We start from the raw sequence: 24,379 nt of genomic DNA, 5'->3' as shown, positions 1-24,379 counted from the left end.
AGGTTGGAAAGAGCGGGTAATATATACAAAGCCAGCTATGAGACCACTGCCAGCTGATAAGTAAAAAAATAGCCCACCCAAGTGGGCAGGCTATCTAGTGTATGAAGCACTGAAAAGCAGCCTCACCCGGCCGCAATGGCTTTGCGCTTGGTTACGCGCGGATGACGCTCCTCGGTGCCCTGCGCCAGTAACTCATCGTCACGGTCCGTTTTTTTGATGGTCCAGCTCAGCGAGTACAGATCCTTACGCCGGTCGCGCAGGTTGCGTACTGCACCACTGGAGTTGAGGTCTTTGAGCAAGTCCAAATCCAGGTCGGCAATGAGGGTCATCTCTGTATTGGGTGTGGCCTCGGCTACAATGGCATCGTGAGGGAATGCGAAGTCGGAAGGACTGAACACTGCGCTTTGCGAGTATTGAATGTCCATGTTCTCGACGCGCGGCAGGTTACCCACCGAGCCGGTAATGGCCACGTAACACTCGTTTTCGATAGCCCGCGCCTGCGCACAGATCCGCACGCGCTGGTAGGCGTTCTTGGTATCGGTCCAGAACGGCACGAACAGGATTTTCACGCCTTCGTCGCTTAGCATGCGGGCTAGTTCCGGGAATTCCACGTCGTAGCAAACCAGGATACCGATTTTGCCGAAGTCGGTGTCGAAGCACTTCAGCTTGTCGCCGCCGCGCATACCCCAGTAGCTGGCTTCGTCGGGCGTGACGTGCAGCTTGTACTGCTCATCCACGGTACCGTCGCGGCGGCAGAGGTAGGCCACATTGTGCAGTTTTTCGTCTTCGTACACCGGCATCGAGCCCGCTACAATGTTGATGTTGTAGCTCACGGCGAGCTCCATCATTTTGGCTTTGATGGGCGCCGTGAAGGCCGCCATGGCCCGGATAGCCACTGCTGGCGAGTCCTCGTTGGTGAGGGCCATGAGGGGCGCGTTGAAAAACTCGGGGAACATCACACAGTCGGCCTTATAGCCCGACACTGTATCCACGAAGAACTCAATCTGTTGCAACAAGTCCTCTAGGCTACGGGTAGCCCGCATCTGCCACTGCACAATGCCAATGCGGACGTTGCTTTTCTGGTTACCAATCAGCTTCTCCTCTTCCTCGTAGTACACGTTGATCCATTCCAGCAGCGTAGCATAGGCCTTGCTTTCAGAGTCGTAGGGCAGATACCCACGGATGATTTTGCGGACGTAGAACTCGTTGGAGAGCTGGAACGTGAGGATGGGGTCAACCAACTCCTTGTTGCGCACCATTTCCACGTACTTGGCGGGCGTCATCTCGTTGGCATATTGCGCATAGCCCGGAATCCGGCCACCCGCTACCATGGCCCGCAGGTTGAGGTTTTCGCATAGCTCCTTGCGGGCGTCGTAGAGGCGCCGGCCGAGGCGCAGGCTGCGGTACTCGGGGTCAACAAATACGTCAACTCCGTACAGGGTGTCGCCATCCGCGCTGTGCGTGTCAAACTTGCCGTTGCCCGTAATTTTAGCGTAGGTGTGCTTGTCGCCGAACTTGGCGTAGTCCACGATGATGGCCAACGCCGCGGCTACCAGCCGGCCGTTGTCCTCGATGCCAATCTGGCCTTCCGGAAACTTACGAATCAGGGCGCTGAACTCGTCGGCCGACCAGGCGCCCTCCATATTGGAATACACCTGATCCATGATGCCTTTGATGGCCTTGAAGTCGGAGCGGCGAAGAGTCCGCAGTACTAGCTTGTGAGCCGGTATTGCCGTAGGCGTGAGAAGCTCCGCTATAGAGCCGGAGTGCTTGCCGTCGGGAGTTACCTTTTTAGCGTGGCTGCCGCTGGCTTTACTACTGATATTGGTGGCCATATAAATCAGAAACGAATGTCAGAGAAGAGATGCAAAGATACCGGCCCATTTCTTGAGCACGGCGCTTGTCTTACGGAGCTACAACAACTTCGGTGGCAAAAACGCTCAGTTAAGTGGTTGTCAAGTATGCTAGGCATGCCAGCCGAGGAACCTTACCTTCCATAACGAATAAGAATAGGTTCTGAATTCCACTACAGATTGCAGTTCACTCAATCAAGCCATATGCCTTCTTCCGCGTACTTATTGGTCGTGATTGTTCCAGCGTTTTTCGCTGCCCTGTGGTTGGGTGCTTGCTGGTTTACTTCCTTGGGCGGGTGGCACCGGCTAAGCGACTACTACCGTTCTAATGAAGCCAACAACTACGCACCCGGTACTAGCTTTGCTATGCAGTCGGGCCGGTTGCGCAACGTAGGAAGCAGTGGTCTTAGCAGCAATTACCGGGCGTCACTCAACATTCGCTGCCAATCGGCGGGTCTGCAGCTTTCAGTGGTTTTTCTGTTTGCGTTCCGCCACCCGCCGCTGCTTGTGCCGTGGTCGGCCATCAAGCCAATGGGGCAAGAGTCGGTGATGTTTGGTTTGGGCCACACCTACAATTTCCTTGTCGCACTACCCGATGGCGCCGAGTGCGTGGAGCTGAAGCTAACCAGCCAGCAGCTAGCGGAGACTATTACCAGCTACCAGCAGTCAGCCACCTTGGGAAAGCAGTAATGCAGTAATAGAGATAGCACGTTTACTCCCGTACCACTCGCCGGACGGCCACGCCAGTTTCGGTTTGCACCCGCAGTAGCGCCACGCCCCGGAACTCACCGAAAGCAGAAGCAGGTACCACAGTTTCGCGTGCAGCGTGCGGCAGTGTGTACTTGAACAGCACGCGACCCGCTAAATCAGTGGCAGTGAGCGAAACAGAGCCTGCCGCGGGCAACGTCAGGCGCAATGACTCGCTTGCCCCAACGGGGTTGGGATACACGGCCACCGCGGACTCGGGAAGTTGCGTTTGGTTGCTGAGAATCGGTAACCGGCGGTAAATGTCGCGGTACTGCACCAACGACACCACTTCTCGGCCGTTCACCAGTTGCGTAGTGACTTCGAGCAGCGGAATGCCCTGTTCTTTGCCTAGCCACTTATACTGCTTGACCTCGGGCCGCTGCACGGCAATACCCGGCTGTCCTTGTACTGAAATACTGTCTCTGGTTTGCAGCGTGCTTACAACCCGCAGCGTAGCAAAGGTGCCGAAGGGCGTAGTAAGGGTGCCCCAGCCGTCGGCATTGTTCACGCGCTTTTGCTTCTGACGCACATAAGCCTGCCCAAGCGCATCCACCGAGAAGTCGGAATTGCTGGAGTCACGCTGTTCGTAGGCAAGCGGAAAACGGTATATCACATCCTGCAACGACTGGCTCCGGTAGAAAACCGGTATGGCCCCAACCGTCGGAATTTCGGCCCCGTAGCCTACCTGCCGGTAGTTGCTTGCTGATTCATTGAAAAAGGAATACACCTCGCTAATAGGTAGCCCTGCCTGCACCAGCACGCTGGGTAGCGGCTGCCGATTGGCAATGGTAGCCCGGTTCACGCCGCCTAGCACGCCAAACACGATAGGCAGCACCCCAGGCGTAGCGTTGACCCCCGAGAAGTAGGATACGCTTTGATTGAGGGGTTGCAGGCTGCTATAGTTCCAGGTTTGGTTGGCACCGGTTTGGGTAAGGGCGGGGCCTCGGAGTATCAGCGTTTGGCTCACGCGTAACGAGTCGCCGGTATTGGGCATGTCGTTGCGGTCGATGACGATGGGTGCTTGGGCAAATGTTGGCAGGCTGGCAGCCGTTAGCAATAAAGCGCAAGCGCCAAGAACAGAGTAGCGGTGGAGCATATACGATGTGGAATTGAAGTCAGGAATTTATTCTCCCGAATATAGCACCTCTACGTAGGTTAGGTACCATCCGGTTGGGCCGTTGTACCTTGCACTATGCTTCCGCCCGAAGAACGTCGTCTCCAGACGTTGGGCCGGCTGCTGGCCTCGCCCGAGAGTTTTCCTCCAACGGCTTGGTTATGCGCCCCGCCCGACGTGCACCGCTGGCAGCCCGCCATGCCGGCGGCCGTGCTGTTGGTAGCTGCCGCTGGCCAAACTGTGCCCGCGCCGCCCGGTCTTGTGCGCACCTTGTTCATGGACGAGGTGCAACTCGTGATGGAGCGCCTGCTAACCCAGGTGCCCGGCGCGCCCGACTGGCTTCGCGTAGATATTCTGGCCCGCTATAAAACCAACCACGAGTTTCCGGCCCTCACCGGCCACCCCGATACGCTCGCCGATTACCTAGCCGAAGCCGTGCACGCCGGCGGCCTCTCCGCTCCGGATGCCCTGCTGCAGCTGCGCAAATACTTCTCGCACTTCACCCGCGAGGCTGCCGAGCGCATCATGGCCCAGGCCTACCGCCGCACCCAGAAATAGCGAGGCGCTGTAAATTTCAACGGCCTTCCCGAAAACGAAAGGACCTTGCTGTAGATGAAGCGCCGTAGTAACAACGACTCTTTCAACGCAGCAAGGTCCTTTTGTAGGAAAGAGCCGAGGTTACACGCCTGTCATTTCCGGCACTTCGTCGGGGACCACCAGCTTACCCGCTGTAGCCGCCCGAATCTGCTCGACGCTGACACCAGGCGCCCGCTCACGCAACACAAAGCCGTCGGGCGTCACGTCGAGCACCGCTAGTTCGGTTACTATTTTCTTGACGCAGTGCAGGCCCGTAATAGGCAGCGTGCAGGCGGGCAGCAACTTGCTGCTGCCGTCTTTGGCCACGTGCTGCATGGCCACAATGATGTTTTTGGCCGAAGCTACTAAGTCCATGGCGCCGCCCATGCCCTTCACCATTTTGCCCGGAATCTTCCAGTTGGCAATGTCGCCGTTTTCGGAAACCTCCATGGCCCCGAGGATGGTCAGGTCCACATGCTCGCCGCGTATCATCCCGAACGAGTCGGAGGAGGAAAAGAGGCTGGAACCGGGTAGGGTGGTTACGGTTTGCTTGCCGGCGTTGATGAGGTCGGGGTCCACTTCGTCCTCGGTAGGGAAGGGACCCATGCCCAGCAAGCCGTTTTCGGACTGCAACTCCACGTTGATGCCCGCGGGTATGTAGTTAGCTACGAGCGTCGGGATGCCAATACCAAGGTTTACGTAATACCCGTCGCGCACTTCCTGCGCAATCCGCCGGGCGATGCCGTGTTTGTCTAACATAATGGGTGGGAGAGGGAGAGAGGGTTATTTGGCAGATGCAGCAGGAGCAGGAGTGCCTACTACCGCCTGCCGTACTTGTACCTTGTACTTCCCGGCCAGGTCGCGGGCGGTGGTGTTGGGGTATTTCTGCGTGTAGAGAAGAGCCACAACTTTCAGCTTGGGGTCGACCCAGTAGGTGGTGCCGAAGATGCCGCCCCACTCGAAAGAACCTTCGGAGAGGCCCGAAGTGTCAGCAGTTTTGGCGGTGGTGATGCTGAAGCCGAGGCCAAACTTATTGTCGCCCTGGTTGACGTCGCCGATTTGGTTGCTGGTCATCAGGCGCACTGTGGCGGGCTTTAAGATGCGGCGGCCGTTGTATTCGCCCTCGTTGAGCATCATTTGCAAAAAGACGGCGTAGTCATCGATAGTAGAGGAAAGACCCGCGCCGCCCGAAAAGTAGGTGCCTGCGGCCTTGGGGTAGTCGGGCGTCATACGTCCCTGCATTCCCCTCTTCACAGTAGCTTTGTTGGCGTCTTCGGCGTAAAGAGTTGCTAGGCGATTTTGCTTTTCGGCGGGCAGGTAAAACCAGGTGTCGCGCATGCCAAGCGGGTCGAAGAGACGGGTGCGCAGATACTGGTCGAGGGGCTGCTTGGAAAGCACTTCAATTAAGTAGCCCAGCACATCCACACTTAAACCGTATGTAAATTTCTCGCCCGGCTGGTGCATCAGCGGCAGCGCTCCTAACGCATTCATGGACGTAGCCAAGTTGCCGCCCGGCGTGCCAATGCCGCTCGGAATATTCGCTTTAGCGTAAATAGCAGTGGCTTCCTTGGAGCCGATTACCGGATAGCTGATGCCCGAAGTGTGGGTGAACAGTTGCCGGATGGTTATTTCAGATTTGGCCGGAACGGTGGTGTAGGTGGAGTCTTTCTCGTTGAAAGTAGCCAGCACCTTAGGGTTGCGGAAAGCCGGCAAGTACTTGGAAATAGGGTCGTCGAGCTGGAATTTCCCCTCGTCATAAAGCATCATCAAGCCCACGCTGGTAACAGCTTTGGTTTGCGAAGCAATGCGGAAAATAGCGTCGGGCTTGAGGGGCGTTTTCGCTTCTACATCCTCATAGCCAAAGGCTTTACGGTAGATGATTTTGCCGTTGTGCGCCACCAAGGCAATGGCACCCGGAACCCGGTTATCGGCCGTGTATTCCTGCAGCAGCTGGTCGAGGCCCGGCAGCTGCTCGGGCTTGGCCGAGAGGGTCTGCGACTTGCTGCTCTTGAGTTTGGCCGGAGCTACCGTTTGGGCGTACGAGTGGCCACTGAATGAGAGGGAAAGGAGAAGGAGGAAGGCTGTTTTTTTCATAGTAGACTGATAGGTTGATTTCGGGAGGAGCAACAAAACGTTTCGTAGTAGTCTGTGAAGTGAACCTGCGCTCCATACTGTATACCCGGCAAAACCCAGCGTGAGATACTACTTGGTTGAAGCCCGTACGGTGCGCTGCTCGATGCGCTTTTCGTAGTTTTTCCCTTGGAAAATGCGCTGCACAAAGATGCCCGGCGTGTGAATGTGGTTGGGGTCTAGCTCGCCGGCGGGCACCAGTTCCTCTACCTCCGCCACCGTGATTTTGCCGGCCGTTGCCATCATGGGGTTGAAGTTGCGGGCCGTGCCTTTGTAGATGAGGTTGCCAGCGGTGTCGCCTTTCCAGGCTTTCACGAAGGCGTAATCGGCTTTTAGCCACGTTTCCAGCAAGTACATTTTGCCGTAAAACTCCTGGCTGGGCTTGCCCTCACCTACTTCGGTGCCGTAGCCTGCCGGGGTGTAAAAAGCTGGAATACCGGCTCCCCCAGCCCGGATACGCTCGGCCAGCGTGCCCTGTGGCAGCAGTTCTACTTCCAGCTCGCCGCTCAGTAGCTGCCGCTCAAACTCGGCGTTTTCGCCCACATAGCTGGAAATCATCTTCTTGACTTGCCGCTGTTGCAATAGCAAGCCAATGCCAAAACCATCGACGCCCGCGTTGTTGCTGATGCAAGTCAGGTTCTTCACGCCAAGGCGTAGAATTTCCTGGATGGAATTTTCGGGGATGCCGCATAGGCCGAAGCCACCAAGCATGAGCGTCATGCCATCGGTAAGGCCGTGCAAAGCCGTTTGGGCATCAGGAACTACTTTGTTGATCATAGAGCAGGGGGTGGGAATAGATAGGCAGCAGGTACGGCACCGCAGGTGCCGCGCAATGGAGGGGTAAAAGTCCACCGAATTTCTTGAATCCCCAGTAATCAACGCCGAAAACAACCATTGGAAACAATGAAGTAACAGGACGCTGCCTGTGAGGGGCAGTAAAGCAGACACCAGTAAACCAGAAAAGCCGTCAGGCTTCGGCTAACCGAAGCCTGACGGCTTTTCTGGGCAAGGCGTTCTAGCCTCCTACCAAGTGCCGCCGGGCATCTTCTGCATCCAGGGCTAGCTGGGCTTTTAGGGCGTCCAAACCGTCGAATTTTTGCTCGTCGCGCAAGCGGGCCACGAATTGAACGGTGAGGGACTGGTCGTATAAGTCGCCGCTGAAATCCAGCAAGTGGGCTTCGATAGTTTGCGCCAAGTCGCCGCCGACGGTGGGCCGCACGCCAATGTTGAGCATAGCTTCATGGTGCGTACCCGCCGCTGTAGTAACCATTACGGCGTACACGCCGCGGGCTGGCACTAGCTTGAGCGGCTCTTCTACCTGCACGTTTGCCGTAGGCCAGCCGATGGTCCGGCCGAGCTGCTTGCCTTTCACTACCGTGCCGCTAAGCTCATAGGGATACCCCAGGTAGCGGCTTGCAGTTAGGATGTCGCCGCTTTCCAGGGCGCGGCGGATACGGGTGCTGCTTACGCCCACCGCATCCACGTCTTCGCGCGGAATTTCTTCTACGGTTAGCCCGTACCGGTCGGCGTTGGTGCGCAGGTAATCGAAGCCGCCTTCCCGGTTTTTGCCGAAACGGTGGTCGTAGCCAATCACCAGCTTGCCCGTGCCCACGGTGCGCAGCAGAATGTTCTGGATGTATTCCTCCGAAGTCCAGGCGGCAAACTCCCGAGTGAACGGCACAATGAGCAGATAGTCAACGCCAAAATCAGCGAGCTTCTTGATGCGCTCTTCCAGCGTGCTGAGCAGGTGCAAATCGTGCGGGTTGGGGTGGGAGGGCGGCGCATCAAGCACCAGGCGCGGGTGCGGCCAGTAGGTAATCACCACCGACGACCCCTCGCTCTGCTGCGCTACTTCCTGCAACCGCCGCAAAATCTGCTGGTGTCCCAAATGCACACCATCAAACGTGCCGCTGGTAACCACCGCCTTGCCCTGGAGGTGAGGAAACTGAGCCGGGTCCCGAATGACTTCCATAAATCACTGATTTTCGTTGGGTGGAGTGGCTGCGCTGCTTCGTAGCGCCAGCAATTGCCTGTTTCAAGCAGAATACATAGCAGCTTTCAAACGCTGCCAGTGGTTTGCACTATCAATAACCTACAGTACGGTTAGGCGCCTGCGAGGGTGCGAGCAATGCAATATTTCCTGCGCTCAATTCTCGATTCCAGCAGGCGGTAGTAGGTGCTACAACGCTAGCCACGCTACCCCGCCGCTGTGCTACTGAATTCAAGCTTTGCATTGAAAACCTGAAGGCACCTGTCACTTACCTACACAGCACCAGGCAAGTTGCCTCAGTGCTTGAGAGCAATTGCAGAGACTAGGTAGGGGTATTTTCCGAGTTGATATCTGGTTCGGGAGCTACGTTGGTAGCATTGTAGTACTCCAGGCCGGCCCGGCGTTCGGGGCGGTGCTGCCGTTGGGGCCGAGGCGGCCGGTCGGGGGCACCTTGAGGGCGAGCCGGACGCAGGGCTTCTATCTGCTCCATGTTCAGGGCCTCGGCCAAGGTGTAGTCTCCAATGCGGGTGCGAACCAGCTTGGTCAGGTGGGCACCGCATCCTAAAGCGGCCCCAAAATCCCGGGCGAGGCTGCGGATGTAGGTGCCTTTCGAGCAAACCACCCGGAAGTCCACTTCGGGTAGTGCTACGCGGGTGATGGTGAACTCTTTGATGGTGACCTGCTTGCTCTTGATAACTGCCTCCTCCCCGCGGCGGGCCACTTCATAGGCCCGTTCGCCATTTACCTTTACGGCCGAAAACAGCGGCGGCGTCTGCTCGATAAGCCCGGTGAACGGCGCCGTAGCAGCCCGTATGGCAGCTTCTGCTACATGCTCGAAAGGCAATTCTGCATCAACGGGAGTTTCCAGGTCGAAGCTAGGCGTGGTCTGGCCTAGGCGGAAGGTGCCGGTGTACTCTTTCTCCTGCGCCTGAATCAGATCGATTTGCTTGGTCTTCTTCCCGGTGCAGAGGATCAGCAACCCGGTAGCCAATGGGTCGAGGGTGCCAGCATGCCCTATTTTGTTGATGCGCAGCGTATTCTTGACTTTGCGTACCACATCAAAGGAAGTCCAGGTAAGGGGCTTATCAAGCAGCAGCACTTCACCGGCTTCGAAATCAAAAGGAGGAAAGGTGGCCTCTGTCATGTTGGTGTTGTTTTCTGTGTTATGAGGTAGGAGCGGTAGCTGCATCAGCCAGGCAAGGCCAAGCGGCACACCAAGGGCTAGATCAGCTTCAAATCAATGCCCAACCCAATCATTACCAAAATAATAACGCCCACAATGATGCGGTAAAGGCCAAACGCCCGGAAGCCAAAGCGCGATACAAAGTTCACGAACGACTTCACCGCCAACAATCCCACCGCAAAGGCTATGACGTTGCCAAACAAAAGCAGCTTCATGTCGTCGGCACCAGGCGCACTCACCTTGTAGGTTTTGTAGAGCTGGTAGGCCGTGATAACGAACATGGTGGGCACGGCCAGCAGGAACGAGAAGTCGGCGGCCGAGCGCCGGTCGAACCCTTGGGCCAAGCCACCAATGATGGTAGCCGCCGAACGCGACACGCCCGGAATCAGAGCGATACACTGAAACAGCCCGATTTTAAGCGCTTGCATGGTGCTAGGCGTGGTCACTTCCTTGCGCGGACTGGAAAACCAACGGTCCACGAACAGCAGAATAATGCCGCCAACTACCAGCGAAATCGCCACAACGGTTACACTCTTCAATAATTCTTCGATAACGTCTTTCAGCAGGAAGCCTAGAACGCCGAACGGCAAAAATGCCACAATCAGCTTCACATAGAAATCTACGCTTTGCAGAAACCGGCGCCAGTAAAGCGCTACCACCGATAGAATGGCCCCTAGTTGAATGGAGGTGATATAGGTTTCGGTGAATGGCAACTGCCCAATGCCGAGCAGATTGGCTACGATAACCATGTGTCCGGTACTGGAAACCGGCAAAAATTCCGTTAAGCCTTCAACAATGGCCAATAGCAGCGCGTGCCAGTAATTCATATGCAAGGAGTGTAGCTCGAAGCGCCAGCTTCGTGTCTCGTAGAAAATGGGCGTGCGCACGTGTCCTTGACGTGGCATGTCAGGGGCAGGCGCACCATACGCGAAGCTGGCGCTTCGGGGGTGAGCAACTACGGGCGCTTGTAGCTGGGAGCGGTGACGGGAGGCGCAGCAGGGGCGGGCTGCTGAGCGAGAGTTTCGCGGGTGGTAGCGTCATTGGCGACGGGTGCATAGCCGTGAGGCTTCGCCATAATGGCCCAAAACTCGATAATGAACCCAATAATCAGCAAAATAGGACCTAGGGTGATGCCCAAGAACCCTTCGCCATAGTCAGCGGAGTCCAACGTCATCGTGATGAAGCCTGCCGCCAGCACGGCTAGTCCAATAAACATCAGGCGGTAGTTACGCGTCCCGAAGGCAAAGCGAGGCTGTTGTGTAGGTTCCATAAAAGCAAGTTAGGAAAGAACAGATGCGGACAGGCGGAAGCGGATGGCAGCGCAACGGCTCGGGCTCTTCCGCAGGTTGAATTCGCGTTTCAAGTGAAGGGTTAGTACAGATCATCCAGCGACATGCCCAGGTATTTACGTACGGCGCGGTAAGAGCTAAGAAAACCAATACCGCAACCCAGGCCCACCATCACCAGCAGCAGCACCCCAATAAGCCGGTCGTCGCGCAGAATACGCAGGTCGGCCACTTGTAGGTAGGCGTATTGGAGCAGCGCCAGCAGCAGCAAAGCCGCCAGAACGCCGCTTACCAAACCCTGCCAGGTGGCGCGCCGCAAGAAAGGCCGCTGAATAAAGAACGAGGTGGCTCCCACCAGCTGCATGCTCCTAATAAGGAAACGCTGTGAGAACAACGCCAGCTTAATGGTATTGTTGATGAGCACCGTCACGACAATAGTGAGCACCACCGCGAAGCCAAGCAGCACTAAACTGAGCTTACGCACATTCTGGTTGATGGAGCTGATGAGGCTCTGCACATACTGTACCTCGTGCACGCCTGGTTCAGCCTTCAGTTCTCGCTCGATGCGGCCCATTTGCAGCGAGTCAGAGTATTCCGACTTGATTTTCAGAATGTAGGCGTCACGCAGCGGGTTGTCGCCCAGGAAGGTTTTGAAGTCCTCGCCGGTTTGGTCGATAAACTGTTTGGCTCCTTCCTCCTTCGATAAGAAGCGCACTTGCGGCTTCTGGTCACGGAGGGCAATGTAGGGCTTGCGCGAAAAGTCTTGTTGCAGGCGCAGTAGCTCAGTTGGGGGCAAGTCGCGCTCCAGATATACTTGCATCTCAATGTTTTCCTTCACCAGGTTGGAAAGCTTATGCGCATGAATCAGGAGCAGCCCAAACAACCCAATGACCAGCAACGCCAGCGTAATACTGAACACTACCATGGTGTGCGGGTAGCTGCCAAGCTTTTTCTTACGAGTCGGACGGGTTGGGGGCATAGAAAGGCAAAGGTAAGCGTAAGAATGACTAGAGGAGAAGTTGAGGCAATGATTAACAATCATTAACAAAGCCTGCCTCTCTCAGAAAGACCAGCGTGCTGCCGCGAGCGGACATGGCGGCACCCTGTCAGCGGGTGTATTGTAGTTTCGTATGACCACGTAGGTGGCAATCCTTGTCATTCCAATATTTCGCGCATCAAGCGCCGTGAGGAATCTGGATTTAGCTGTTGAACGGCTTCACTCAGATTCCTCTCGCCGCTTGATGCGCGAAATATTGGAACGACAAAGCATGTAATAACTTCCTATAAGGTGGTCCGTGGGTCGTCGTCCACGTTTAGGACTTCGCGGGCTTTGCGGGCGTTGGTTTCGCGGCGACGCAGGTGTTTGCGGGCAAATAGCTCGGTTATGGAATCGAACTGCTCGGTGTGAAGCAGGGAGATGCCCGCCCGGGCCTGGTTTTGGTTGGTGAGGCCACTGTAGTCGCGGGGAGTGGTTTCGTACCGCAGCTTAGCTCGGAATTTACCGTCGGCTCGCAATGCATATTCCAAGCTCAAATCCCCGATAACCGACGTGTTGGCACCAGTCAACGTGGTGCCATTGGCTGTCGTGACCACGCCACCGTTGTTGAAGCCACCTTCGCGCGTAACGCGCAGCCGGCCGTTCAGGAACGAATAGCTCAGGCGCACCTGCAAGGCCTGAAGCTGTTCGGCCGATAAGCCGCTGAAGTTGAAGCTGATTTCCAGATTGGGGTCTAGCTGCGACGTAAGAGCCCCGAGCTGCGTGGAAATAATTTGCCCCAAGCTGTTGCCCAAGGCGTTGTCTTGCCCCCGGAACGAAGTAACCGACGACAACGAGCCTACCTGTGCCAGTTGCCGGAACACTACCAAGCTAAATACTTGTCGGTTTAGCTCCTGCTCGTCGTTGCGCAGCGACGACAGAAACGGCGCTAAGTCGCCTTCCAGTGACGAGGGAATGTCATTGAACTCCAGGTTTAGCTTGATAGCCGGCAGCAACAGTGGCCCCGTCAGGTTCATGACCGCCGTGACGGGCACTACCGCCGTATTGCCAGGCAGCGCCGGCGCCAGCGACGTACGTTGCGTGTAGGCTGCCGTCACGTTCATCTCGCCGGCCAGCGGGTCGCCGTTCCAGACAATGGTGCCGCCGGGCCGCACCACAAACTCCTTGTTAACAAGGCCCTGCAACGTGAAATTGTAAGCGCCTCGCACAATCTCAATTTGCCCACTCATATTGAAGTCGCCGCGCGTATCAATGTTCAGGCGCAGCCGCCCAGCCGCCGTTCCCCGGATAACGTCGCCCGTGCTTTCATCGAGCAGAATCTCGACGTAAGCATCGGGGGTCACCTCCAGGTTCATGTTCAGCCGGATACCCGAAAGGTCTATCTTCTCCTGCACCCCGATGGGCACGGGTGTGCGGGCCGTGTCGAGCAAGTTGCGGTTCACGAAGCGGATATAGCTGGCCTGCTCGGCCTTGGCTGCGTTGTCAAGCGGCAAGGAGAGGCGTGTGCCAGGGTCGGAGCGGGCTTGCACGTTCACCACGAGATTGTTGGAAGGACCATCGACGCGGGCCGTGCCGGTGGCGTAGGCCGTGCCGAAGTACAGCTGGTTGTCTTTGCGGGTGGTATTGAGCACCAGTAGCTTGCGAAACGAAGCATCTAGGTCCAGCCGCATATTCTTAAATCCGTCGTGCAGAATGTCGCCGGTGATGGTGCCAGCATTGCCCAGCGGGTCACGCATCCGAATGTCGCGGAGCGCAATCCGGTCCTCGGCAAACCGAATCCGGTCAGAGAACGTGTAGGTGGTATTTAAATAAATAAAGGTGAGCTGGCCCTCCTTTACATCTAGCGTTCCGGTCAGGTGCGGCCCGTCGAAACGGCCGGCTAGCCGTAGCGTGCCTTCGGCCGTGCCACCCAGGTCACGGAATATGGTTTTAAGGAAAGGCTCGGCCAGCTTAACGGGGGCATTATCCAGCACGCCGGTTAGGTTGAGCTGGTCGGTGGGGTGGTTAGGGGCAATGGTGCCGGCCACGCGCACGGCCCGCGCACCGTTGCGAAGCACATCCATGTCCACCAGGATCTGCTCGGCGTTGTTGTCCCAGCTGCTTTTCCCCGTCACGTCGCCAATCAGTACATTATCCAGCTTCAGCGAATCCACCGTGAGGGTGGAGTTGATAGCCAGCGGGCCATACACGCCGCTTAGCGTGCCTTCGGCATTCACGCGGCCGGTCATGTTTTGGTTGGTGAGGGAGTTAAGCGTTGCTAGCTCCATGTCCTTCACCAGCAGTTTCAGCTCCTTGCTGGCATCCTGCGAAACAAAGCCTTGTGCACTAATGCTTTGGAGGCCATTGCTGAGCGTCAGATTCTGAATGTCAATTTCTCGGCCCTTGTTGGAGAATACCACGGCATTGTCTTGCGCAATAGTCCAATCCTTGCCTAACAAGTTCACGCCCGACTGCCGGAACACCACCTGCACTGCATCGGGTAGAAACGACAGGGCGCCGTTTATCTGGGCCCGGTTGGTGGAATTGGACTGGATAAGTGCAGTCGAGAAGTTGATGCGCTCCTGGTCCCACACGCCCTCCACGTAGAACCGCTCGGTCTTGCCTAGGGCCGGGAGTACTTGGCGCTCTGAGGTGATGCTGGCCTGCGCCAACACCTCGGGCTGGTACGGCAGCTTGGAGGTGGTGAAATCGAAAGCTGTGCGGTAGGTGCGGATGCTGTCAATCTGGAGAGTGTCGAAACTGCCGCCAAGCTGGAAAATAGAGGTTTGGCCGTTGCGGAATGAACCATCAATACGCGAGTAGTTGGAAATCTTTAGGCCCGGCATGAACAGCTGCAATGCTGGATTAGGCTTCTTCAGATACAAGTCCAGTGCAATAGCGTATTCCCGAATCGGCACCTGGCGCTTGCGGCGGTAGTAGGTGGCAATAGCAGCGTCGTTGCTCTCGAAATTCAAAGCGTATTCCGTAAGCAGCACCTGGGAGCTTCGAATCACTTCGGTGTAGTTGAAGTTGCCGGTGGCTATCAGGTTAAGCGCTTCGGAACGGACCGTGAGTTGGCGTTGCCCGGCGGTGCGTGCACTGATTACATCAAACGTATCCAGCGCTACGGTGCGGCCCGCGTAGCCAAGGCGTGTGTTGCGCAGAATAATGCGGCCCAGTAAATCGTCGAGGCGCAACCCCCGGAACTTCACGTCGGCAGTGGTAGCTACCGTTACGCTTTGCTTGGTTAAACCCAAGGCGCGCAAGTCGGCCCGACGCACCCGAGCCCGCACATCAAACGCTTGCGTGGCTTTATTCAGATCCACCGTGCCGGTGGCATCGAATTGGAGGCTGGGGTCGTTGGCAGCAATGCGGCCTGTAAACGACTCGCGGCTGAAGCGCCCGTCGGTGGTGATGTTGCGGTAGCGGTAGCCGTTCAGCCAGATACGCTGCACCGTGGCCCGGGCCGTCAGGCGGGCACCTTCCGGCGTGAACCCGACGCCCTGCACCCGCCCGCTCATCGTAACGTCGCGCACCGTCTTCTCTTGTCCTAGCAGCTTGCCTAGTTGAAAATTGGTGGTTTGGATGTCGCCTTCATAAGATGAGAAGCGCGGGTCGGTCTTGAACTTCAGATTGACGTCGGACACCACCGAACCGAGTGCCGTATCAAAACTGCCATTGGCTACGAAGTCGTTATAAAAGCCCAGGAACTGCCCTTTCAGCTGCACCACGCCCAGCCGCTGCACGTACGGCCAGCCCGAGGCCGGAATGTAGCGCCGGATGTCGCGCCCATCAACCACGGAGGGTTGTAGCTTCATTTCCACGAAGCTTTCCTTGAAATTGGGAAGCCCTTCCACCCCAATATTGCCCACCACGTGCGTGTTCTTGCCGTAACGGATGTCCAGATTCTTGGTATGGAAGTCCCGAACGTAGCCGGTAGCCTCCCCCGACAAAAGCACGGTTTCCTTTAAGTCGCGCACCGACTGTTGGGGGGCAAACTGGGCAATGTCGTCGGAGTAGAGGCGCGAGGGCTGTAGCCGCGCCACCACCCGCACCGAGTCATTGAAGTCGGTGAAGTTGAGGAAGTGCGCGTACTCGAATCGGATGTAATCGTGGATTCGGCTGCTGCCCACGCGCAAGTTCAAGCTCGAAAACTCCCAAAACTTGGCGGCGTAGGTCATGTTGGCCGTTAGCTCCCGTAGGCGGGTGCCGGAGGGCGTGTCCACGGTCCGCAGGCCGTTGATTTGAGTGTGAATGGTGTCGCCGCGCAGCCAGATTTCCGATACATCGGCGTAAATGCTGTCGAGCCGCATGTGGGCATAGTCCATGGAGCGGCCATAGTACTCGGCGCGGGGCGTGTTCTCGTTGTCGAGAATGAAGCGGCCGTTGCGCAAGCTCACGGTGCCAATCTTGAAGTCGAAGGGCTTACTGACTTTGGTGGTATCGGAAGGCCCCACCAGCCGCCTAACGGCGCTCAGAAACTGCGACAGATTGGTGGAATCGGGCTGGTCTTTATAGGTTACCAGCGCAAAGCGCGGTTCTTCCAGCGTGAGGTTGCTCACGTGCAGGTGCGACGGGTCGAAGACACTGAATAGGCTGATAGACGCATCGGCCCGGCCAATATTAAACAACTCACCTCCGCGCCGGTCCAGCACTTGCACCCCTTGGAGCAACACCCGCGAAAACGGGCGGATGTCTACCCGGCCCACCACCACCTTCTGGCCTAACTTGTCGGTCAGGATGTCGGCCGCCTGCTGGGCTAGCCGCGTCTGGACGCTCGGGATGCGCAACGCTACCAACGCCCCCACCACTGCCACTATCACCACCAGCACCAACGCTAGCAGCACTTTTAGCATAACAGAGAGGAAACGGGGCACGGGCGAAACAGGCTAAAGCAGAGCGGAAAAGGCGAAGATACAGGGTTAACCGTTGCGCGGTAGAGCCCGATGGTTGCGCTACCGCTGTGGCAAGAACGATACCACGCAGCCATTGGTTAAGCTTCAGACGGCATTCAGCGCAATCAGTTTAAGCTTTTAAACGAACTTTATGGGAAATTCCGTCTGTCGGGCTACTTGTTCCTGAGTCCTGTTGTTTGGCAGAAACCTCCTGCCACGCAAAAGAAACAACAGTCTTCTTCTTGCAGCCGGCCACCCGCATAGGCCCAACAGGAAAAGCGCTTCAACAAGCGAATACGTAGTGAAGCAGAACGGTATTAGCGGCTAACCTGTATTTCTAGATAGGTTAGGTTTGCGTGCTATACATTGGCAAAAGCACCAGGTACAGACCGACGAGAGCTATCCATTATGAACATCGACTACATCACCGAAGTAGAGGGAAACGAAGCTGTGCTGGATAAATATGTGGAAGCCGTATTTGCTCAGACCTGCAAGCCTGCCAAGATCTATCCATTTCCTTACCAAGTGCCCGGTGAGGAGAACTGCTTGGATAGTCCGTTGATAAAATACTTTCTTCAGCAACAACCTTTTGTGTTGGAAAGAGCCGTTGAGTTTTTTGAAAAGCTTCGGAAGATCGACAAGAAAGGGTTCAATGGTATTTATTTTCCGCTCGATAAATGGGTAGAAGCCACTATCAAAAAGCCTTTCTTCTATAACGAGAATGAAGGCGATAAATGGACCAGAGTTGTACTGTTAAAGCTTAGGCCTGATGCAGATCCTACTACGGCTTCTCCCGACCATATAAAGTTCATGTGTTATTTGGCAGTTTGCCACCTCAAGTACGGCCCGAGTTATGCCAGCGTAATGGCAAATCGGTATTTTCAAATGGCCACTGATTTGGGGTCGGATGAGGTGGCCAAGCTGAAGAAGTTTGGTAGTGGCGAACTACCCAAAGAGCTAACCGAGTACAAAGACGGCTACGTGAGCTGCGTTGCTAACGATGCCTTTGGCACTATCAAGGTAACGGTGAAAGAAGAAGTGGCCGAAAGCTACCAGCGGGTTTTTCACTTCATCAATCGACTGCTGCAAACCAGTTTTCCTAGGAGCTATTCCATCGAGTTCAGCAGCAAGCAGAAAGCTTGGCTGCCTATCAAAGGGCTGCCAAAGAAGGGTGTACACGCGTTGTTTGCCAATGCCGTGAGCTACGAGAGCGTGCATCCGCTACTGGTGGAGTATGCTCACCTCGCCATGAGGACCAACGAATGGTACACTAACATCGACAGCGAAGAATGTGCTATGCCATCCACCTTCGCCGTGTTTGCCTTGGGCCTGACAAGCGACGCGTACTTCGGGTTGGTGAAGCAGTACATGAAGACCGTGGACAAAGAACACCAGGAAATACAAGTGAAATTCACACCCGCCTTCGTCGAGAAATTTGTCATTACTCAGGAAAGCCTGCCTGTTTTCATGAGCTGCCTGTTATCGACGCAGGAGCATAAGCACTATAAGTTGTTTGCCGAGCAATTTCAGGACGCGGAGAAACTAACAATGCTGCTAACTTTCAAAGCTACTTTCGCGCAGTATCTAGTAGACTATCTTGAAAACGAGGACGGCGAGGAAGTGGCAGATTACCTGTGGGAATCGGTGCTGCATGCCATTTTTGGCCCCGTACACAAATACCCCAAACTGTTGAGCAGCGTCGGTGAGACGTTGCGCCCACTCTATGCCGAGCTGTTCGAGAAAATAGAAATAGAAAGTGAGTAGCCGCTGCTACAACATTTAGCCGTTGTCTGTTCTGATTACAACTTGCCGCGCAAACCGCCTTTGCAACGAGTAGTGCCTCCAGTGCCTGCTTCAATTTACTTTTCTCTGTATGCCTACCATTCTCGCCATCGAATCCTCTTGCGACGATACTTCCGCTGCCGTCATGGTAGACGGTGAAATCCGCTCCAACGTGGTGGCCACGCAGCAAGTCCACGAGCAATACGGCGGTGTGGTGCCCGAATTAGCCTCGCGTGCCCACCAGCAACATCTGATTCCAGTTGTGACGGCTGCGTTGCACAAAGCCGGCGTTGCTAAGCAAGACCTGGATGCCGTGGCCTTTACGCAGGGGCCAGGCTTGCTCGGTTCCTTGCTGGTAGGCGGCATGTTTGCCAAAACCTTTGCTCTGGCCCTGGGCAAGCCACTCATCGCCGTCAATCACATGCGGGCGCATATCCTGGCGCATTTCATTGAGGAACCGCGACCCGAATTTCCGTTTCTGTGTCTGACGGTCAGTGGGGGGCATACCCAACTGGTGATTGTGCGCGGCGCGCTGGATATGGAAATCATCGGCCAAACTATTGACGATGCCGCGGGAGAAGCGTTCGACAAAACGGCGAAGCTTCTCGGTCTGCCGTATCCCGGCGGGCCGCACCTCGACAAGCTGGCCCGTCAGGGCAACCCCACGCGCTTTCCGTTTCCCATCGGGACCATGCCGGGCTACGATTTCAGCTTCAGCGGCTTGAAAACGGCCGTTATGTATTTCCTGCGCCAGCAAACGGCCAAAGACCCTGCGTTCATCCAAGACAACCTGCCCGACCTCTGCGCCAGCATCCAGTATACCATCATTCAAACGTTGCTGCGGCAGCTTCGTCGCGCCGCCGCCGACCATCACCTCACCCAGATAGCCTTAGCCGGTGGGGTGGCTGCTAACTCCGGCCTACGCCAGGCCCTGCACGATGAAGCGGCCAGCCAAAACTGGCAAGTGTTTATTCCCGACTTCCAGTTCTGCACCGACAACGCGGGCATGGTGGCCATGACGGCGCAGTTTCAATACCAAGCCGGCGACTTCGCCAATCAACTCGTTAGCTCCGACCCACGGCTAAAACTAACTTCTGGTTCGTAGCATAGGTCTGAACCGGCCAATGAATAGTAGCCGGTCTGGGCCAGAGCACTGACAAGAAGGGAGAAGCCGGAGGGTGTTTCAATTCGGTTAGGTGGTGGCAAATTGCGCCCGTACAAAGTCACGAGCATAGTCTTTCACCTGGTCGCGGACTGAGCGGAATTCCTGCATCACTTCTTCTTCAGTGCCCGTTGCTTTGGCGGGGTCGGGGAAGTTGTGATGCAGTTTTTGCGCGGATGAAGGAAAGGCGGGGCACACTTCGTTGGCGTGGTCACAGACAGTGAGCACGAAATCAAACGGTACAGCCGAGTACTCGTCTACGTGGTTGCTGGTGTGGTGAGAGATATTCACGCCATCCTCGGCCATCACCTGTACTGCCCTGGGGTTGAGGCCATGGACTTCCACCCCTGCGCTGTACACGGTAGCCCGGCCTGCGAGTTGTTGCTGGAGGTAGCCGTGTAGCAATTGGCTACGACAGGAATTACCGGTGCAGAGCACCAGGATATTTGAGGTAGTGGACATCGACTTGAAAACTAAAGCTATGCGAGTAGCCAGACGTGGCTACAAGAGTACCACCCTGCCAGCCGCGCTAATCCGGCCAGTGATTACCTGAAAAATGTGAAACTCAGCTAGCAGCATCCGCCGCCAGGAGCACACGCAGTGGCAGGCGCTATAACCGGAGTAGCCGCTGTTAGCGGAAAAGCCATTGGCGCAGTATCTAGTACGTTTAGTGTAGCTGGTTGCGCCTTGGCGGTTGGGGCAATGCAGCATTGGGTGTTGCTTGCGTCGGCTTGGTCGTACTCTTGCTGATAGCGTGGGTCATTGAACTCGGCATCGGCGTGGAAGTAATATACTTCCCATTCCACACCGTCGGGGTCGTTGACCCAGAATTTGTCTTGTTTGGCGTAGCAGCAGCTAGTACCCATTTCTTCTCGAGCAACCAAGCCGAACTTGTGCGCAACAGCCAATCGTTGCTCCATTTCTTCCACAGTCTCCACCTGAAAGCCAAGGTGCCCGAAGTTGCTTGCCACGCGTTCCGGATTCTCGACGAAAGAGATAATTAAGGAAGGCTTATCCAACACGTATTTGGCGTAGCCGCGGCGGATTTTGGCAGCGGGCTGGCCAAAGAAAGCAGTGTAGAAATTAACTGTGGCGGTTAGGTCGGAGACGTACAGCGAGACGTGCATCCGGGGGAAAACAGCAGGTTCCATAAGTAAAGAGACGTAGGGTAGGAAAACGAATTAGCAGCAAGTAGTACCAGGCGAGCAGGCTTCAACAGCCATGGCCTCGGTGAAAAAGGCACTGAATTGCTGCTGCACTTGGCGAAGCAACTCGGTGTTGAGGCAGTAGCAGACGGTAAGTCCATCAATTTCGCCCCGAATCAATCCTAGGGCTTTCAACTCTTGCAAATGCTGTGAAACCGTCGTGCGAGAGAGAGGCAACTCGGCCGCAATGTCACCGGAAATGCAAGTTTTCTTGGAAGCCAGTAGTTGAATGATGGCCACCCGAGCCGGGTGTGCAAGGGCCTTTGCCACGCGAGCAAGTTGCTGTTGCTCGTCAGTAAAGACTGCGGTTTTGGCGTAGGTCATATAGCAATGATGTATGACGTAAACATACGACATAAAATAAAATGTGCTTACTTCATTTGCTATTTTTTAAGTGCCAACTCTACGTTGACGTTGGCCAAGGCTGCCAACAACTACCTTACTATCTGTCTACCTTATTCAAACCATGAAATTGCTTTTCCAGCCTGGGGATGTTCAGACGTACTCGTTTGTAGTTACAGCGCAGGATTTTGCCGTACTCAACGGAAAGCTGATTCATCCGGTGCTGAGCACGTTTGCGTTGGGGCAGGCGCTGGAGTGGAGCAGTCGGCAGTTTGTGGACCTGATGCTGGAAGAAGGAGAGGCCGGCATTGGCACGATGCTCTTGGTGGAACACCACGCACCGGCCTTCGAAGGAGAAACCGTGGAAATTCAAGCTATTTTTGATGAGTTGAAAGGCGCTGAATTGACTTGCCACGTAAAAGCGTATGTAGGCGAGCGGCTAGTAGCTACCGGCCGTACCGGCCAGCGCATCGTAGATAGTGCTAAGCTACATGCGCGCTTCAACGCACTACGCAAGACTTCCTAGTTCCGCGGCCTGCCCACGGCCAGACAAAATACCCGACCCATCGTGAGTAAAAAAGAAGATACCCCCAAGCGCGTAAACATCCTGAACCGCCGCGCCTCCTACGAATATGCTTTCTTAGCGAAGTATGATGCGGGCATCATGCTGCAAGGCACCGAAATCAAAAGCATTCGGGATGGTAGCGTGCAGATTCAAGACGGTTTCTGCGTGTTCCAACCCGACGGCAGCCTGTGGGTGCATGGCCTGACCATTGCCAAGTACACCGCTGGCACCTACAACAACCACGAGCCAACCCGCCCGCGCAAACTGCTGCTCAACAAGCGTGAGCTAAACCAACTGGCCAACAAAAATCAGGAGCAAGGCCTCACCATCATTCCCATCCGGATGTTCGTTAACGACCGGGGGTTTGCCAAGCTGGAAATTGCGCTAGCCAAAGGCAAGAAGCTGTTCGATAAGCGGGACAGCATCAAAGAAAAAGACCAGAAGCGTGAGCTAGACCGCGCCCGGGACTATTAAATGAACGAGTGAGATGGTGAAACAGTGAGTTTGACGTTCTTTGCTGCTAGATTGCCCGACCACTTTATACGCTTATAATTGAAATGAACTAGTGCGTTAGACGTTTCAGCCGCGCAGTATGCGGAAGTCGAACAGCAAACTCACCAGTTCACCACCTCACCATATTACCACCTTGGAACACGGAATCTGCGCACTGAGCGTTGTGCCGGTACGCGCCGAACCTACGGACAAAGCCGAAATTGTTACCCAATTAGTCTTTGGCGAGTGCTACTCCATCCTGTTAGCGCAGGGACAATGGATACAGATCCGGACTACCGCCGACCAGTACGTGGGCTGGATGGATGTGAAGCAACATACCTCCATAACCACCGACTACTTAGCCGCCTGGCAAGCCCAGGACCACCCGCGTACGTTGGATGTGGTGCAAATCGTAAGCGACCCGGATACCCGCATTCCGGTGCAGCTCGGTTCACGGCTGCCTTTCTTCGATGGGATGACGTTGCGCCTCGGGGAGCGGCAGCTATTCTACAACGGCGCTGCCACCAACCCCCAAAACGGGCACGGGCCGCACGGGCCCCTTGATGCTCGCCTGCGCCTGCTTCAGAAAATGGCGCTCGTGTACCTGAAAGCGCCCTACCTATGGGGTGGCAAAAGTTTGTTTGGCATCGACTGCTCTGGATTGATGCAGCAACTCTACGGCCTCATTGGGGTGCAGCTCCCCCGCGATGCGCGCCAGCAGATCAACCACGGCCAAACGGTGCACTTCGTGGCCCAAACCCAGCCCGGCGACTTGGCTTTCTTTGACAACGCGGAAGGCAACATAGTACACGTTGGGTTACTACTTGACGACCAGCAAATCATCCATGCCAGCGGCGAAGTACGCATCGACCCTCTCGACCACAATGGCATCTTCAACCGCGACCGGCAGAAGTACACCCACAAGCTGCGCCTGATCAAGCGCCTGCTAACCGAATAAGAGCGGTTAGCGCGTAGTGCTGAGGGCATTCAGGCCTCAAGTAGGCTGGTTCTAAATGCGGCAACACCCACTAAAAAACAATCTTTGCCTGCCCACGAGCAAATAGAAACTAAAGTTTCTGGCTATTGTTAATACGCTTAGAATCATCTAGCTTTCGCTGTACCTGATGATTACTCTTACTTAAGCGTATGGATCAAAAAGTCCTAGTTCTGAATGGCGATTACACAGCCATCACGCTGTGCAGTGTGCAGAAGGCATTTGTTTTACTGTTTTTAGAGAAGGCCGAGATGATTGCCAACTCGGAAAACGGCGTGCTACGAACTGTTAGCAAGTCGTATCCCAAGCCCAGCATCATCCGATTGCAGCGCTACGTGCGTGTGCCGTACAAGGGCATTGCCCTAAGCCGCCACAACATCATGAAGCGTGACCATTTCGAGTGTCAATATTGCGGCTCCACCAAAAACCTAACCCTCGACCACGTGTTGCCTCGCTCGCGCGGCGGTGATTCCAGTTGGGGTAACTTGCTTACGGCTTGCTCCCGGTGCAACCATGCCAAAGGGCACCGTACCCCACAGGAGGCCGGCCTTACGATAAGACAGCAGCCGAAGAAACCCACCTTGTCTGGTTTCCTCAAGCTGAGTGCCGGTACCATCGACCATAATTGGCACGCCTATCTAACCAACTAAGCCGGAAGCATTGCTTGCCGGCTTTTTTGTGGCTTTATAGTTTTCCTTGTAAGCACGTTTAGCGGCAGACTACAGCTGTAGGCTCTTCCTCGGATGGAAGCTCCTGTATCTGTAGTCTGCACCTAGGGTGTAAGTGGTGCCCGCAGCAATTCAGCGGTGTAGCGTCCTTCATTCCCCCAACCTCGTTGCGAACAGCTTCATGAATCCCCGTTCCACTGGAAACGGGGATTTTTTATGAGCGTACCTCACCCTCAAATAGGCCACGGTTAAGAGGAAGGATGAGCTGGCAAGTATAGAATCAATATGAGCCGTTCAGCAGGAGCAATGCCACGTGCTTTAGGTGCTGTTTGGAGCGAAGTTTCGGGAGAGCACATACCGCAATCGATTAGATATTTTATTTCTGCTCTACCCGCTTAGGTTTATCTCAGAAACGATTG

The 24,379-nt window shown here is 55.6% G+C and carries 22 protein-coding genes; 8 read left to right on the top strand and 14 right to left on the bottom strand.

From position 1 onward, the window contains the following. Positions 1-122: 122 nt before the first annotated feature. The gene (locus tag MTX78_RS17080) at positions 123-1,835 is read right to left on the bottom strand and encodes a bifunctional GNAT family N-acetyltransferase/carbon-nitrogen hydrolase family protein (protein ID WP_243796823.1); all 1,713 of its coding nucleotides are present in this window, start codon (positions 1,833-1,835) and stop codon (positions 123-125) included. A 222-nt stretch (positions 1,836-2,057) separates the two neighbouring features. Between MTX78_RS17080 and MTX78_RS17075 the strand changes: the two genes are divergently transcribed. Beyond that, complete coding sequence (locus MTX78_RS17075; protein ID WP_243796821.1) at positions 2,058-2,543, top strand: hypothetical protein; 486 nt, start codon at positions 2,058-2,060, stop codon at positions 2,541-2,543. 22 nt (positions 2,544-2,565) lie between these two features. Here the strand turns inward: MTX78_RS17075 and MTX78_RS17070 are convergent, their stop codons facing one another. Next, on the bottom strand, positions 2,566-3,696 hold the full coding sequence (locus tag MTX78_RS17070) for a T9SS type A sorting domain-containing protein (protein WP_243796819.1): 1,131 nt from the start codon (positions 3,694-3,696) through the stop codon (positions 2,566-2,568). Positions 3,697-3,792: 96 nt separating this feature from the next. Here MTX78_RS17070 and MTX78_RS17065 point away from each other — a divergent pair, with 96 nt between their 5' ends. Continuing rightward, the gene (locus tag MTX78_RS17065) at positions 3,793-4,272 is read left to right on the top strand and encodes a hypothetical protein (RefSeq protein ID WP_243796817.1); all 480 of its coding nucleotides are present in this window, start codon (positions 3,793-3,795) and stop codon (positions 4,270-4,272) included. Between the two features lie 120 nt (positions 4,273-4,392). Here MTX78_RS17065 and MTX78_RS17060 read toward each other — a convergent pair whose 3' ends face one another. The 9 genes from MTX78_RS17060 to MTX78_RS17020 form a co-directional block, all read right to left on the bottom strand. Next, positions 4,393-5,049, bottom strand: coding sequence for a 3-oxoacid CoA-transferase subunit B (locus MTX78_RS17060; protein WP_243796815.1), 657 nt, complete (start codon positions 5,047-5,049; stop codon positions 4,393-4,395). 24 nt (positions 5,050-5,073) lie between these two features. Next, positions 5,074-6,384 (bottom strand): serine hydrolase domain-containing protein, encoded by a 1,311-nt coding sequence (locus MTX78_RS17055; protein WP_243796814.1) that lies wholly within the window; start codon positions 6,382-6,384, stop codon positions 5,074-5,076. 108 nt (positions 6,385-6,492) lie between these two features. After that, positions 6,493-7,197 carry a CoA transferase subunit A gene (locus MTX78_RS17050; RefSeq protein ID WP_243796812.1) on the bottom strand — a complete coding sequence of 235 codons (705 nt, stop codon included), beginning with the start codon at positions 7,195-7,197 and terminating at the stop codon, positions 6,493-6,495. 238 nt (positions 7,198-7,435) lie between these two features. Then, positions 7,436-8,392: a bifunctional riboflavin kinase/FAD synthetase gene (locus MTX78_RS17045; protein WP_243796810.1), complete on the bottom strand. Its 957-nt coding sequence runs from the start codon at positions 8,390-8,392 to the stop codon at positions 7,436-7,438. A 340-nt stretch (positions 8,393-8,732) separates the two neighbouring features. Continuing rightward, complete coding sequence (truB, locus tag MTX78_RS17040; protein WP_394805592.1) at positions 8,733-9,623, bottom strand: tRNA pseudouridine(55) synthase TruB; 891 nt, start codon at positions 9,621-9,623, stop codon at positions 8,733-8,735. Between the two features lie 8 nt (positions 9,624-9,631). Further along, on the bottom strand, positions 9,632-10,498 hold the full coding sequence (locus tag MTX78_RS17035) for an undecaprenyl-diphosphate phosphatase (RefSeq protein ID WP_317258909.1): 867 nt from the start codon (positions 10,496-10,498) through the stop codon (positions 9,632-9,634). Between the two features lie 50 nt (positions 10,499-10,548). Beyond that, positions 10,549-10,863 (bottom strand): DUF3098 domain-containing protein, encoded by a 315-nt coding sequence (locus MTX78_RS17030; RefSeq protein WP_243796802.1) that lies wholly within the window; start codon positions 10,861-10,863, stop codon positions 10,549-10,551. 101 nt (positions 10,864-10,964) lie between these two features. Then, on the bottom strand, positions 10,965-11,858 hold the full coding sequence (locus MTX78_RS17025; RefSeq protein WP_243796801.1) for a cell division protein FtsX: 894 nt from the start codon (positions 11,856-11,858) through the stop codon (positions 10,965-10,967). A gap of 302 nt (positions 11,859-12,160) precedes the next feature. Continuing rightward, the gene (locus tag MTX78_RS17020) at positions 12,161-16,711 is read right to left on the bottom strand and encodes a translocation/assembly module TamB domain-containing protein (protein ID WP_243796794.1); all 4,551 of its coding nucleotides are present in this window, start codon (positions 16,709-16,711) and stop codon (positions 12,161-12,163) included. Between the two features lie 447 nt (positions 16,712-17,158). Here MTX78_RS17020 and MTX78_RS17015 point away from each other — a divergent pair, with 447 nt between their 5' ends. Together MTX78_RS17015 and tsaD are read left to right on the top strand one after the other, a co-directional pair. Next, entirely contained in the window at positions 17,159-18,514 is a 1,356-nt protein-coding gene (locus tag MTX78_RS17015) for a DUF6138 family protein (protein WP_243796792.1), read from the top strand. Positions 18,515-18,623: 109 nt separating this feature from the next. Further along, the gene (gene tsaD, locus MTX78_RS17010; RefSeq protein WP_243796786.1) at positions 18,624-19,637 is read left to right on the top strand and encodes a tRNA (adenosine(37)-N6)-threonylcarbamoyltransferase complex transferase subunit TsaD; all 1,014 of its coding nucleotides are present in this window, start codon (positions 18,624-18,626) and stop codon (positions 19,635-19,637) included. Positions 19,638-19,724: 87 nt separating this feature from the next. Here tsaD and MTX78_RS17005 read toward each other — a convergent pair whose 3' ends face one another. The 3 genes from MTX78_RS17005 to MTX78_RS16995 form a co-directional block, all read right to left on the bottom strand. After that, on the bottom strand, positions 19,725-20,156 hold the full coding sequence (locus tag MTX78_RS17005; RefSeq protein ID WP_243796778.1) for an arsenate reductase ArsC: 432 nt from the start codon (positions 20,154-20,156) through the stop codon (positions 19,725-19,727). Between the two features lie 107 nt (positions 20,157-20,263). Then, on the bottom strand, positions 20,264-20,845 hold the full coding sequence (locus MTX78_RS17000; protein ID WP_243796776.1) for an ArsI/CadI family heavy metal resistance metalloenzyme: 582 nt from the start codon (positions 20,843-20,845) through the stop codon (positions 20,264-20,266). Between the two features lie 30 nt (positions 20,846-20,875). Further along, positions 20,876-21,223 (bottom strand): ArsR/SmtB family transcription factor, encoded by a 348-nt coding sequence (locus tag MTX78_RS16995; protein ID WP_243796774.1) that lies wholly within the window; start codon positions 21,221-21,223, stop codon positions 20,876-20,878. A 142-nt stretch (positions 21,224-21,365) separates the two neighbouring features. Here MTX78_RS16995 and MTX78_RS16990 point away from each other — a divergent pair, with 142 nt between their 5' ends. The 4 genes from MTX78_RS16990 (at position 21,366) to MTX78_RS16975 (ending at position 23,942) form a co-directional block, all read left to right on the top strand. Further along, positions 21,366-21,767: a thioesterase family protein gene (locus MTX78_RS16990; RefSeq protein WP_243796760.1), complete on the top strand. Its 402-nt coding sequence runs from the start codon at positions 21,366-21,368 to the stop codon at positions 21,765-21,767. 39 nt (positions 21,768-21,806) lie between these two features. Continuing rightward, on the top strand, positions 21,807-22,280 hold the full coding sequence (gene smpB, locus MTX78_RS16985) for an SsrA-binding protein SmpB (protein ID WP_243802911.1): 474 nt from the start codon (positions 21,807-21,809) through the stop codon (positions 22,278-22,280). Between the two features lie 172 nt (positions 22,281-22,452). After that, positions 22,453-23,256 (top strand): C40 family peptidase, encoded by an 804-nt coding sequence (locus MTX78_RS16980; RefSeq protein WP_243796758.1) that lies wholly within the window; start codon positions 22,453-22,455, stop codon positions 23,254-23,256. Positions 23,257-23,444: 188 nt separating this feature from the next. After that, complete coding sequence (locus MTX78_RS16975) at positions 23,445-23,942, top strand: HNH endonuclease (RefSeq protein ID WP_243796756.1); 498 nt, start codon at positions 23,445-23,447, stop codon at positions 23,940-23,942. Positions 23,943-24,379 lie beyond the last annotated feature (437 nt).

This window comes from Hymenobacter tibetensis, assembly GCF_022827545.1.
GTDB lineage: Bacteria > Bacteroidota > Bacteroidia > Cytophagales > Hymenobacteraceae > Hymenobacter > Hymenobacter tibetensis.
This window is presented reverse-complemented; position numbering and strand designations above follow the sequence as displayed.